Genomic DNA, 12,687 nt, shown 5'->3' with positions numbered 1-12,687 from the left:
GCGCGCCCCGCGCCACTACGTTGCATGAGACCGAAGTAAGCGCTAAAGCGCTAACTCTGGTCGACAGGAGACGACGATGACAGCAGCGAAAGCCTTTCTCGAAGCGCGCGATCTGCTAGTGCGCCATCGCACCGACTACGAGCGCGCGTACCGCGAATTCGCGTGGCCCGCGCTCGGCGAGTTCAACTGGGCGCTCGACTACTTCGATGCGATCGCGCATGACAACGACAACCCCGCGCTGTGGATCGTCGACGATCCTTCCAGCGACGGCCTGCGTCTGTCGTACGCGCAGATGTCGGAGCGCTCGTCGCGGATGGCGAACTTTCTGCGCGGCGCGGGCGTCGGCCGCGGCGACCGTGTGCTGCTGATGCTGCCGAACCGCGTCGAGCTATGGGACGTCATGCTCGCCGCGATGAAGCTCGGCGCGATCGTGCTGCCCGCCACCACGCAGCTATCCGCCGAGGACGTGCGCGACCGCGTGCAGATCGGCGGCGCGAAGTTCGTCGTGGTCGACAGCGCGGAGCTGGGCAAATTCGATGCGCTCGACGTGCCGCTCACCCGCCTGTCGGTCGGTGCGCCGCGCGACGGCTGGATCGATGTTGCCGCCGCGTACGAGGCTTCGCCGCATTTCACGCCGGACGGTGTCACCCACGCCAGCGATCCGCTGTTGCTGTACTTCACGTCCGGCACCACCTCGAAGCCGAAGCTGGTCGAGCATACGCACCAGAGCTATCCGGTCGGGCATCTGTCGACGATGTACTGGATCGGCCTGCAACCCGGCGACATCCATTGGAACATCAGCTCGCCGGGCTGGGCCAAGCACGCGTGGAGCTGCTTCTTCGCGCCGTGGAACGCGCAGGCCTGCGTGTTCGTGTTCAACGTCTCGCGCTTCGTGCCGAAAGACACACTCGCCGCGCTCGTGCGCTTCAACGTCACCACGCTGTGCGCGCCGCCGACCGTCTGGCGCATGCTCGTGCAGGAGCCGCTCGGCGACTATCCGGTGAAGCTGCGCGAAATCGTCGGCGCCGGCGAGCCGCTGAATCCGGAGGTCATCGAGCGCGTCAGGCACGCGTGGGGCATTACGATTCGCGATGGCTACGGCCAGACCGAAACGACCTGCCAGATCGGCAATTCGCCGGGCCAGCCGGTCGTGGCCGGCTCGATGGGGCGTCCGTTGCCGGGCTACCGGGTCGAACTGCTCGACGCCGACGACCAACCGGTCGGCGAAGGCGAAATCGCGCTGCCGCTTGCCGAAAGGCCGCTCGGCCTGATGACGGGTTACGCGAACAACGCCAACGCGACCGCGCAGTCGATGCGCAACGGCCTCTATCGCACCTCGGATGTCGCGCTGCGTCGCGACGACGGCTACTACGTGTACGTCGGCCGCTCGGACGACGTGTTCAAGTCGTCCGACTATCGCCTGAGTCCGTTCGAACTCGAAAGCGTGCTGATCGAACACGAGGCGATCGGCGAGGCGGCCGTCGTGCCGAGCGCGGACGCGTTGCGTCTGGCGGTGCCGAAGGCGTTCGTCACCGTGCGTCACGGCTACGAAGCCGGTCCCGAACTCGCGCGCGCGGTGTTCGCGTTCTCGCGTGAAAAACTCGCGCCGTACAAGCGGATTCGCCGTCTGCAATTCAGTGAACTGCCGAAGACGATCTCCGGCAAGATCCGCCGCGTCGAATTGCGGCGCCGCGAAATGGAGCGCGCAGCCGAGCCCGCGCGTCTGCCGGACGAGTATTGGGAAGAGGATTTTCCCGACTTGCGGTGACTGTCTTTATTCCTCGCCATTGCTGGTTTGCCGCCCCGGTTTGAATCGCACGCGTTGAATTCGAGCTTCGGATTCGACGCGGTGGGGCACTGTTTTCTAAATCACAGGAGTTTCAGCATGAGCACCCTTGCTTCGAACGAGACCGGCCGCGACGTTGCCGGCGCCGTGGCCGCCGTCAAACTGCTGATCAACGGCGAGTTCGTCGAATCGAAGACGACCGAGTGGCGCGACATCGTGAACCCGGCCACGCAGGCGGTCCTCGCGCGCGTGCCGTTCGCGACCGTCGCGGAGGTCGACGCGGCGGTGCGCAGCGCGCACGCCGCGTTCAAAACGTGGAAGGACACGCCGATCGGCGCGCGCATGCGCATCATGCTGAAGTACCAGGCGCTGATTCGCGAGCATATGCCGCGCATCGCGAAGACGCTGTCGGCCGAGCAGGGCAAGACGATTCCCGATGCCGAGGGCGACATCTTCCGCGGTCTGGAAGTCGTCGAGCACGCGTGTTCGATCGGCACGTTGCAGCAGGGGGAGTTCGCCGAGAACGTCGCCGGTGGTGTGGACACTTACACGCTGCGCCAGCCGCTCGGCGTATGCGTCGGCATCACGCCGTTCAATTTCCCCGCGATGATCCCGCTGTGGATGTTCCCGATGGCGCTCGTGTGCGGCAATACCTTCGTGTTGAAGCCATCCGAGCAGGACCCGCTGTCGACGATGCAGCTCGTCGAACTGGCGCTCGAAGCCGGCGTGCCGAAGGGCGTGCTGAACGTCGTGCACGGCGGCAAGGAAGTCGTCGATGCGCTGTGCACGCATGAACTGGTGAAGGCGATTTCGTTCGTCGGCTCGACGGCGGTCGGCACGCACGTGTATCGCCTCGGCAGCGAACACGGCAAGCGAGTGCAGTCGATGATGGGCGCGAAGAACCACGCGGTCGTGCTGCCCGACGCGAATCGCGAACAGACCCTCAACGCGCTCGCCGGCGCCGCGTTCGGCGCGGCCGGTCAGCGCTGCATGGCGAGTTCGGTGGCGGTGCTGGTCGGTGCCGCGCGCGAGTGGCTGCCCGAACTCGTCGCGAAGGCGAAGACGCTGAAGGTCAACGCGGGTCACGAGCCGGGCACCGATGTCGGGCCGGTCGTGTCGCGCGCCGCGAAGCAGCGCATTCTCGGTCTGATCGACGCGGGCGTGAAAGAGGGCGCGACGCTCGTGCTCGACGGCCGCGATGTGAACGTGCACGGCTACGAGCAGGGCAACTTCATCGGCCCGACGGTGTTCACCGAAGTGACGGCCGACATGGAAATCTACCGCACCGAAATTTTCGGGCCGGTGCTCGCGGTGCTGAACGTGGCGACGCTCGACGATGCGATCGCGCTCGTCAACGCGAACCCGTTCGGCAACGGCGTCGGCCTCTTCACCCAAAGCGGCGCGGCGGCGCGCAAGTTCCAGAGCGAGATCGATATCGGCCAGGTCGGCATCAACATTCCGATCCCGGTGCCGGTGCCGTTTTTCAGCTTCACCGGTTCGCGCGGCTCGAAGCTTGGCGATCTCGGTCCCTACGGCAAGCAGGTCGTGCAGTTTTACACGCAGACCAAGACGGTCACCGCGCGCTGGTTCGACGACGACACCGTCAACGATGGCGTCAACACGACGATCCGCCTGCGTTGAAGGCACTGAGGGCACACCCGGAGACGACACCATGAAAATAGGCTTTATCGGACTCGGCAATATGGGCGCGCCGATGGCGCTGAACCTGCTGAAGGCGGGCCACGCGCTCAACGTGTTCGACCTCAGTGCGCAAGCTGTGCGCACGCTCGTCGACGCGGGCGCGCAGCCGGTTCGCTCACCGCAAGCCGCCGCGAGCGACGTCGAATGCGTGATCACGATGCTGCCCGCCGCGGCTCACGTGCGCAGCGTGCTCGTCGCGGACGATGGCGTTCTCGCCGGCATCGCGCCGGGCGTGCCGATCATCGATTCGAGCACGATCGATCCCGCCAGCGTGAAAGCGTTTGCCGAACTCGCCGCGGCTCATGGCAACAGCTTCGTCGACGCACCAGTCTCGGGCGGCACGGGCGGCGCGGCGGCGGCCACGCTGACCTTCATGGTCGGCGGCAGTGCGAGCGCGTACGAGCAGGTCAAGCCAGTGTTGTCGGCGATGGGAAAAAACATCGTGCATTGCGGCGACACCGGCACGGGCCAGGTCGCGAAGATCTGCAACAACCTCGTGCTCGGCATCTCGATGGCGGGCGTCGCCGAGGCGATGTCGCTCGGCGAGGCGCTCGGTATCGACACGAAGGTGCTCGGTAGCATCATCAATACGTCGACCGGGCGCTGCTGGAGTTCGGACACGTATAACCCGATGCCGGGCGTGATCGAGACCGCGCCGTCCTCGCGCGGCTATACCGGCGGCTTCGGCACCGACCTGATGCTGAAAGATCTCGGCCTCGCCACCGATGCCGCGCGCGGCGTGCGTCAACCGGTCTATCTCGGCGCGCTCGCGCAGCAGCTTTATCAAACGATGAGCGCGAACGGCGCGGGGCGCCTGGACTTTTCGGCGGTGATCAAGCTGTATCGCTCGCGTGAGCGCGGCGGTAACGGCCAGGGAGGCACGCAATGATCGACCTCGATTACGCACATGACGGCGCCGTTGCTTTGATCACGTTGAAACGGCCCCCCGCGAACGCTTTCACGCCCGACGGTCTGCTGCAATTGCAACGCACCGTCGCGCAGTTGAACGCCGATGCGCGCGTGCGCGCGCTCGTGATCACCGGCGACGGTCCGAAGTTTTTCAGCGCGGGCGCCGATCTGAACACGTTCGCCGACGGCAATCGCGAAGTCGCGCGCACCGCGGCCGCGCGTTTCGGCGCGGCCTTCGAATCGCTGCAGAACGCGCGGCCCGTCGTCATCGCGGCGCTCAACGGCTTTGCGATGGGCGGCGGTCTCGAATGCGCGCTCGCCTGCGATATCCGCATCGCCGAGCAGCATGCGGTGCTGGCGCTCCCCGAGACGGCGGTCGGTCTGCTGCCATGCGGCTGCGGCACGCAGACGCTGCCGTGGCTCGTCGGCGAAGGCTGGGCCAAGCGGATGATGCTGACCGGCGAGCGCGTCGATGCGGCGACCGCGCTCAGCATCGGTCTCGTCGAAGAAGTGGTGGAGCGCGGCGCCGTGCGTGAAGCCGCGTTGAACATGGCGCAGCGCGTCACCGGTTTGAGCCCGCAGGCGGTCAGCTTCAGCAAGGAGCTGATCCATCAGGCGCGGCATGGCGTGCCGCGGGCCGCCGCGCTCGCGCTTGAACGCGAGCGCTTCGTCGATCTGTTCGATGGCGTCGATCAGCGCGAGGGCGTCAACGCGTTCCTCGAAAAACGCGCGCCGCGCTGGCAGACGAGCCGTGCATCGCGGGAGACGCAGCGATGAGCACTTTGCGCGGCTTTGCGGTCGAAATGCGCGCCGCGACGAACCCGCAAGCCGAACCCGACGTGCTGTTTCGCGTCGTCAACCGCGTGGCGATCATCACGCTGAACCGGCCTGCCGCGCTCAACGCGCTGTCGCACGCGATGGTGCGCGAACTCGCGGTGCTGGTCGAGCATTGCCGCACCGATGCCGGGATCGTCGCGCTGGTGCTGAAGGGCGCTGGCGACAAGGGCTTTTGCGCGGGCGGCGACGTGCGTGAGGTACATCGGCTCGCGACGCAGGGCGACCCACGCTGGCTCGCGTTCTTCGTCGACGAATACCGGCTCGATTACGCGTTGCACACGTTTCCGAAGCCGGTGGTCGCGCTGCTCGACGGCATCGCGATGGGCGGCGGCATGGGCCTCGGCCAGGCGGCGCGGCTGCGCATCGTGACCGAACGCAGCCGCATCGCGATGCCGGAGACGCGCATCGGCTTCGTGCCCGACGTCGGCGCGAGCCGCTTTCTGAGCGTGATGCCGGCCGAGCTTGCGCTGTATGTCGGGCTGACCGGCGCGACACTAGCGGGCGCCGACGCGATGCGCCTGCAACTGGCCGACCTGTGCGTGCCGGCCGACTGGCTCGCGAGCTTCGAGGAACGTTTGCAGCGCATGTCGCACGACGGCGAGCGCATCGACGCGCTGCGCGCCGTGTTCGAGCCGCCGTGCAATATCGTGCCGCACGCGCCGCTCGGGGCGCTGACGCAACTGATCCTGCGCCACTTCGACCGGCGTTCGGGCGTCGAGCGCATCGTCGCGACGCTGCGTCAGGATCTCGAACGCGAACCGCCGCGCGAGGTGCGGCAATGGCTGCAAGCGACCTACGACGCACTGACCGCCCATTCGCCGACGATGCTGCAGGTGACGCGCGAAGCGCTGCTGCGCGGCCGGCAGATGACGCTTGCCGATTGCTTCCGGATGGAGCTCGGCATCGTGAAGCGCTCGATCGAGGAAGGCGATTTCCGCGAGGGCGTGCGCGCGCAACTGATCGACAAGGACCGTCGGCCGCGCTGGTCACCGGCGACGCTCGCCGATGTGCAACCCGAGCGCGTGCGGCATTTCCTGAGTTCGCCGTGGCATGGCGACGCGCATCCACTGGCGGCGCTGGGCGCGGAGCATGGCGACTGACTTGCGCGGCGTATCGCATGCCGCGCGGGGCGCTCGGCCCGGCGCACCCGCGCCCGCCCTTAGGTCTGCTTGGCATGTCCCGCCCATCAGCCGCCGGTGCCAATTGTGGTCTGGCGGACACAGACTACGCGCGCCAATTGACATCTTTCCGGGCGCAATCTTAGATAGATAGTTCAGCCCCGTCCCGACCGGCAAAGCCTGCTCGCAGCCCTCATCACGGCGCTCGTCCGACCTACGGTGCGTTTATACGTCACCGCTTCCCGCATTCCCGTGCTCTTGATCGATCAGGAGGCAATGCGTATGGAAAAGCCGTCAGATGAGAATCGCCGCTCCAAACCCTTCGGCGACAAACCCGCTTCCCACCTCGAGCAGGGCCCTCATGCAAAAAAGCTCGTTCTCACCGCGCTAGGCGGCATTGCGGTTCTGGTGGGCAGCGGTATCTACTGGGTGGTGACCTTTTCGCATCGCGTGCCGGATGCGGATTGCTTTCCTCCCGGCATCGAGTGCGTTAAAAAGATCGCCGCGGTGATGAAGGAAGTCAGCGACGCGGATCGCGCAACCAGCATGGGCGAGAGCTGGCTGCTTGCGTTGCTGGTCACGGCCTTCACGTTCCTCGTGTTCTATGTCCACATTTGCCGTGGAGAAGAAGAACGGGCGCGGACCATCGCGGAACGCGAGTTCGAGGAGAAGAAGCGTATCGCGGAAGAGGAAGGCGAGGCCGCTCCCGACCTCGACTCCCGCTCGAAGGGTGTAGTCGGCATCCTGCGAAGCTGGTTCGCGTCGCGCTGGTGCATTCCGGTGTTCTGCTACGTCCCGGCGGTATTGCTGTTCGGCGGAGAGATATGGGAGGGCTATACCGATGCGGTCGTACTCGCATTGGCGCTCGCCGCCATTTACGTGGCCGCCGAACACTATTGCGCGCTCGAGCAGCAACGCAAGCTCGTCGACGAGCAGGAAGCGGTGCTCGAGACCATCCGCAAGGAACTCAGCGACAAGGTGGCCAGCATCGATAACGCGATGGGAACCCGCTATGGTCTTCGCGTGATTTACGACGCCTATCGCGACCCGAACCACGACCAGTCCCGCGCAGAGGAGAGGAAGCGCTTGCAGCCGGGCGCGGCGCACCAGGCTCACGGCGGCGCGGCGAACGTTCAGGAGTCTGAAAAAGGCATTTTTTCGATCTATCGTTTCTTCGATATCGACAAGCAATGGTGGGCGCGCGAGTCCTGGGACGGCTATCGCAGCAGCCCCGCGGCGACGCTCTATCGGACCTTGAAGGAAGGCGCGCGCACGAAGATGACGCTGGTGACGCCTCTCGAATATCCCGAGTTCGACGACGGCTCGATGCAGGACAAGGCACTCTTCTTCGGCAAGTTCATTGGACTCGTATGGCATTACGTCGTGCTGTGGCACGTACGGCGCGCGCTCGAGGCCGACTCGAAAGACGTCGTGTGCGAACACAAGATCCGCATTGCGCAGACTTCGCTGTGGCTGCATGTGGTCGACCGGACCGTCTATCAGATTCTCGGCGACGATCGCGGCAAGGACGTCAAGGTGCGCAACCTGACGCACGACATGGATGAGATCTCGGTATCGCTCGCCCGCTGGGCCAAGCGTGAAATTCAAACGCTGGCGGCGCGTGGCCCGACCGTCGAGGAGTACATCTGCACCTGCCTGACCGATGCCCATCAGGCCATACCCGCGGACGGCGCGGCCACCTTCGGACAGAACGAGGATCACGTACTCGAAAGACTCGGATTCAAGGAATGGGCGAACGAAGGAGACGCGCCATCGGGAATTCGCAAGCGAGTGTTGGCCGCGCGCTGCAAGGGATTGATCCGGGATGCCGTGGCGATCATCGCCACGTCCGAGCCGGGGCAGACGGCGACCATCGACGGCCAATACGATCCGTCGATCGAAGAGATAGCAGCGGAGGTCGAGTGATGACTACTTCCATCGATGCGATGCTGGCCGACCTGGAGATCATCAGCGACCTGGTGATGTCCATCGTGGTGCCGACGAAAAACACGGACCGCTCGAACTTTACGACGCCGATCTCGCTGATGGTCAGACACCACCTGGTCGGCGGGCAGTCGCCGCTTGCCGGTCGCGACGTGCGCGGTCTCGTCGACCGGCTCAAGCACTGCGCCGGCGCGCTGTGCAAGGTCGGATCGGGCAAGAAGCTGCTCGCCGATTCGCAGTTGATGCGGGGCATTCCTGCGGCGCCATATCAGGCGAATCAGTTCTACGTCGAGTTGCTGACGGCGGTGTCGCTCGGTCTTTACTTTCTCGGCGTGCCGATTGGCGAGCCGTGGGACCTGGTGCAGACCTGGGCCGACGAGGAGGGGGGCGGGCTACCAAACGGCATCTGCGTGGCGAAGGCGATCGGCGATATCGTGCGCTCGTCGCGCAAGTGGCATCCCACGCTGCCGGTGGAAGCCGATGCGAACGAGCGCGCCAAACGCAGGGCGTCGACGGATCTGATCGTCCATTCGTTCCTGCCGATGATCCTGTTTCGCGATCTGATCCTGTGGGGCGGCGGACAGCCGGAACCGGAGAATTCCGGGCTGCCGGAACATCCGTCGATCCGCAGTCAGACGGCGACCGGACCCACCGAAGGCGACGAGTCGGATGAACGGTCTTTGCTCGTGCCGTCGATCCATGCGTTGGGCCGCTGTTACGAAGTGTTGCAACTGCAACTTTACCTGAGGGCCGGTTATCCGATTTACTATGCCGTGCCAGAGGCCATTCTGAAGACCGAAATTTTGCGGTCCTGCGCGGCGGGAAAATCCACCGAGGAGTGCTGGGAAGAAATGTGCACGTTCCTGCGTGACAAGATCTTCCGCGGCAAGCTGCCCGACGCCGGCAATCTGCAGAAGCAGTGCGTCTACGTGATCGACCGGACCAAGTCTCCCGCGTGCTTCATCAATCACGATGCGGGGCTGCTGACCTTCGAAGGCATCGATCTCGACGTGGGCAGCCGCGAACTGCCGCTACCGGCGAGTTACATGCTCGATGAACGCAGGGAGCGCTACCGCAAGAGAGTGCTTTCGTTCAAGCCGGCCGATGACGAAGCCGCGCTGCGAAACCTCTTGAATGGCGAAAAGAACAAGGAACTTTTCAAGCATATCTTTCATGGCGCGAAAGATGATCATCCTGATCCGGCTCACGGCAAGGATGCCGCCAACGACGCCGCGAAGGACACCGTCACGGTGAGGTGACGATGCGCGGCGCACTGGGTATCGGGAACGCCGGATGCTAGGAATTTTAAGGTTGCTCCGACGCGGATCGCCTCTGGCGAAGCGATCCGCGCCATAACGAGGCGCGTCGCGCCGTACGTTGGCTGTTTCGTTGCAACGCCAGCAGGCAACTCCACAGTCAAACCTAGCAGGAAGGCACCATGGACAGGAATCGTGTAGAAGGTACAGCGAAGGAGCTCAAGGGCTCGGTCAAGGAAGCGATTGGCAAGGTCACCGGCAATCGCGCGAAACAGGCCGAAGGAGCGGCCGAAAAAATAGCCGGCAGGATACAGGCGAGAATCGGCGAAGAAACCGAAGAGGTACGAGAGCGTGTGAAGAGTTAGCGAGCCGAAACTTCACGTATCCGCAGCTTCATTTATCCCGCCCCCCGGTTTCGGGCGCATCAAGTCAGGCACGCAAGCCGTGCAATGACGCACCGCGTGCGTAGCGCCTCGCACGCTGCCGGTGTTCGCCGCGTCGCGCCCTCGCGGCGCGGCGTTCGACACCCGGAACGTGTAAATTTCTGTTACGGTCCAGAGTCAGCCGGCGCACTCGTCGCGCCGGCGCCGCATCGCCCATTCGAGGACGCTTCATGCTGGGATTCGACGTCGGCGCGGCCAGGAAAGTCTGGACCGCGTCTCTGCTCGCGCTGCTATTTTTCCTCATCTATATCGCGTCGACGACGGTGCTCGTCGTCGTGTTCGCGGTGTTTTTCAGCTATCTGATCTACCCGATGGTGGTGCTGGTCGAACGCGTGAGGCCGCGCCGCATGCCGCGCGTCGTGTCGATCGCGGTCGTGTTCGTCGTCGTGGTCGCGCTGCTCGCGGTGGTTGGCTCACTGTTCGGCGTGGAATTGCAGGATCAGGCGACGCGCCTCTTCACGCAACTGCCCGCGCTGCTGCGCACCGATGTGCCGAACCGTTTTCCGCTGCCGCATTTTCTCGAACCGCTGCGCGAGCGGATCGTCGATTTCGTGCGCAGCCAGATCGAGACCGGCTCGGACAACGCCGTGCCGTTGGCGCGCAGCCTCGGGCTCGGTGTCGTCCACGCGGCGAGCAACCTGATCTACCTGGTGCTGATTCCAATCCTGAGCTTCCTGCTGATCAAGGACGGCGAACGGATGCGCGACGCGTTTCTGGGTTTGCTGAACAGCCGGCATCGCGTGCTGTGGAACGAGATCGTCGTCGATCTAAACGTGCTGCTGTCGAAGTACGTGCGCGCGCTGCTGTTTCTGTCGCTCGCCACGCTATTTAGCTACGGCGTCGTGTTCTCGCTGCTCGGCGTGCCGTACGCGTTTCTGCTCGCGGTCAGCGCGGGGCTGCTCGAATTCGTGCCGTTCGCGGGGCCGCTTGCCGCGGTCGCGATCACGCTCGTGGTCGCCGTGTTCAGCGGCTATCCGCACCTGTTGTGGCTCGTGATTTTTATCGGGCTGTACCGGCTGTTCCAGGACTACGTGCTCAATCCGTATCTGATGAGCGAAGGCGTCGAGGTCAGTCCGTTTCTGGTGATCGTCGGACTGCTCGCGGGCGATCAGCTGGGCGGCGTCGCTGGGATTTTTCTCGCGGTGCCCGTGATCGCGACGCTGAAAATCGTGATCGGCCGGGCGCGCGTGTTTTACTCGGCGTCGCACGGGCAGGGCGAGGCCGCGCGGCGCGCGCTGACGGGCAGCACCGACGATGAGGCGTAGCGCGCGGCTCGCAGTTGGCGCAGCGACACCGCGCGCTGCCTGGCATCGCTAACCTTCTCCAGCGATGTTAGCTTCGATGCCGGCGCGAGGCATCGTCGCGCCAGCGGCGCTGGCCGCCGCCACTTCGCGCGGCACGCCCTTCACGCGCGAGACCCACAGCACCGCCGCGCATGCGACCGCCACCGCCGCCCAGCCGACGGTTCCATACCCGGCGATGCGGCCATCAGCCGACGTGCTCAGCATCAAGCCGCCGAGCCACGCGCCAGTGCCGGTGCCGAGCGCCTGCAGCGCGCTGTTCGCGCTCAGGAATGCACCGCGTCGCGCGGGCTCGGGGACCGTGGTCAGCAGTGCCTGCATCGGCACCATGCGGCCGTTCATCAACACGAGGAAGCACGGGAAGAACAGCACGAGCGCGTAGAACGGCAGGTTCGGCAGATGCGTGATGAACAGCACCGGCACGAACGACAGCAGCGCCGCGCAGCGAAACACGCGCTGCGTGCCGAAGCGGTCGGCGAATCTGCCGACGAGGCGCGACGTGAAGAAGGTCGCCGCACCGCCGGCCATGTACAGCCACGACAGCTGTCGCGGCGCGACGCCGTGATTGGTGACCAGCATCGGCGCAATGAACGGGATCACCAGCATGTGCGCGATCATCATCATGAACGTCAGCGCGAACGCGTTCAGATGGCTTCGGTTGCTCAGCAGGCGCCACAGCTCGGGCAGTACTTCCGCGAGCGGCGGCTGCCGGCGGCTCAGATGCGCGGCCAGCGACGGCACCTGTTGCGAGGCCGCCAACCACACCAGCAGCGACAACGCGACCAGCAGGAAGAACGGCGCCGCCCAGCCGAACTGCGCGCCGAGCATCACGCCGGCCGGCACGCCGGCGATCGCCGCGAGCGAGAACGCGGTCATGATCGTGCCGGTCGCGGCGCCGCGCCGTTGCAGCGGGATCACGTCGCCGACGATCGCCATGATCACGGAGCCGAGCACGCCGCCCGTGATGCCCGCGAACGCACGCGCGGCGAGCAGCAGCGCGAAGCTCGACGCGAGCGCGCACGCGAGGTTCGACAGCGCGAACAGCGCGTAAATGGTGAGCAGCAGACGGCGCCGGTCGAAGCGGTCGATATAGGTCGCCGCGAATAGGCCCGAGAGCCCCGAGCACCACGAATACGCGGATACGGCCGTCGCGAACGCGGCCGGCGCTGGTCCGGGAACCATTAAACATTAACTTGGGAAGGAGTTAAGGCAACGCTGATTAAGTCCACCGATTGTGCGCCTCAAGCGTTATAGAGCGCACAGGAAACGACAAACGCAAAACACGATGAAGCAACAAACGCTCGCGATGGCCGCAGATCAAGGTTCAGGATTCGAGACCCGACGCAAACGCACGCGTCGCGACGAGTTTCTCGACACGATGAATTCGATCAT

General features: G+C 65.0%; 10 protein-coding genes and 1 pseudogene. 10 read left to right on the top strand and 1 reads right to left on the bottom strand.

Annotated features, from left to right (window positions below; all coding sequences use genetic code 11):
- Window positions 1-76 precede the first annotated feature (76 nt).
- The 9 genes from HWY30_RS24185 to HWY30_RS24145 all read left to right on the top strand — a co-directional run bounded on the left by HWY30_RS24185 (window position 77) and on the right by HWY30_RS24145 (window position 11,259).
- Window positions 77-1,768, top strand: coding sequence for an AMP-binding protein (locus tag HWY30_RS24185; RefSeq protein ID WP_090806524.1), 1,692 nt, complete (start codon window positions 77-79; stop codon window positions 1,766-1,768).
- 117 nt (window positions 1,769-1,885) lie between these two features.
- Complete coding sequence (locus HWY30_RS24180) at window positions 1,886-3,427, top strand: CoA-acylating methylmalonate-semialdehyde dehydrogenase (RefSeq protein WP_090806523.1); 1,542 nt, start codon at window positions 1,886-1,888, stop codon at window positions 3,425-3,427.
- Between the two features lie 31 nt (window positions 3,428-3,458).
- A complete protein-coding gene (gene mmsB / locus HWY30_RS24175; RefSeq protein WP_090806521.1) occupies window positions 3,459-4,376 on the top strand; it encodes a 3-hydroxyisobutyrate dehydrogenase in 918 nt (305 codons plus the stop codon).
- A complete protein-coding gene (locus HWY30_RS24170; protein WP_090806519.1) occupies window positions 4,373-5,173 on the top strand; it encodes an enoyl-CoA hydratase in 801 nt (266 codons plus the stop codon). Before mmsB ends, HWY30_RS24170 begins: the two co-directional genes overlap by 4 nt.
- Complete coding sequence (locus HWY30_RS24165) at window positions 5,170-6,333, top strand: enoyl-CoA hydratase/isomerase family protein (protein WP_090806517.1); 1,164 nt, start codon at window positions 5,170-5,172, stop codon at window positions 6,331-6,333. The genes HWY30_RS24170 and HWY30_RS24165 overlap by 4 nt, the downstream gene beginning before the upstream one ends.
- A 300-nt stretch (window positions 6,334-6,633) precedes the next feature.
- Complete coding sequence (locus tag HWY30_RS24160) at window positions 6,634-8,277, top strand: hypothetical protein (RefSeq protein WP_090806513.1); 1,644 nt, start codon at window positions 6,634-6,636, stop codon at window positions 8,275-8,277.
- On the top strand, window positions 8,277-9,554 hold the full coding sequence (locus HWY30_RS24155; RefSeq protein ID WP_244144980.1) for a hypothetical protein: 1,278 nt from the start codon (window positions 8,277-8,279) through the stop codon (window positions 9,552-9,554). The genes HWY30_RS24160 and HWY30_RS24155 overlap by 1 nt, the downstream gene beginning before the upstream one ends.
- 179 nt (window positions 9,555-9,733) lie before the next feature.
- Complete coding sequence (locus HWY30_RS24150) at window positions 9,734-9,916, top strand: CsbD family protein (RefSeq protein WP_018425391.1); 183 nt, start codon at window positions 9,734-9,736, stop codon at window positions 9,914-9,916.
- Window positions 9,917-10,164: 248 nt separating this feature from the next.
- Window positions 10,165-11,259 (top strand): AI-2E family transporter, encoded by a 1,095-nt coding sequence (locus HWY30_RS24145; RefSeq protein WP_090806509.1) that lies wholly within the window; start codon window positions 10,165-10,167, stop codon window positions 11,257-11,259.
- A 48-nt stretch (window positions 11,260-11,307) separates the two neighbouring features.
- Here the strand turns inward: HWY30_RS24145 and HWY30_RS24140 are convergent, their stop codons facing one another.
- Window positions 11,308-12,477, bottom strand: coding sequence for an MFS transporter (locus HWY30_RS24140; RefSeq protein ID WP_244144979.1), 1,170 nt, complete (start codon window positions 12,475-12,477; stop codon window positions 11,308-11,310).
- Between the two features lie 103 nt (window positions 12,478-12,580).
- Between HWY30_RS24140 and HWY30_RS41800 the strand changes: the two are divergent.
- A pseudogene (locus tag HWY30_RS41800) lies at window positions 12,581-12,687 on the top strand (IS5/IS1182 family transposase); the annotation flags it as partial.

Origin of the sequence: Paraburkholderia tuberum STM678 (assembly GCF_902833905.1) — a bacterium.
GTDB lineage: Bacteria > Pseudomonadota > Gammaproteobacteria > Burkholderiales > Burkholderiaceae > Paraburkholderia > Paraburkholderia tuberum.
This window is presented reverse-complemented; position numbering and strand designations above follow the sequence as displayed.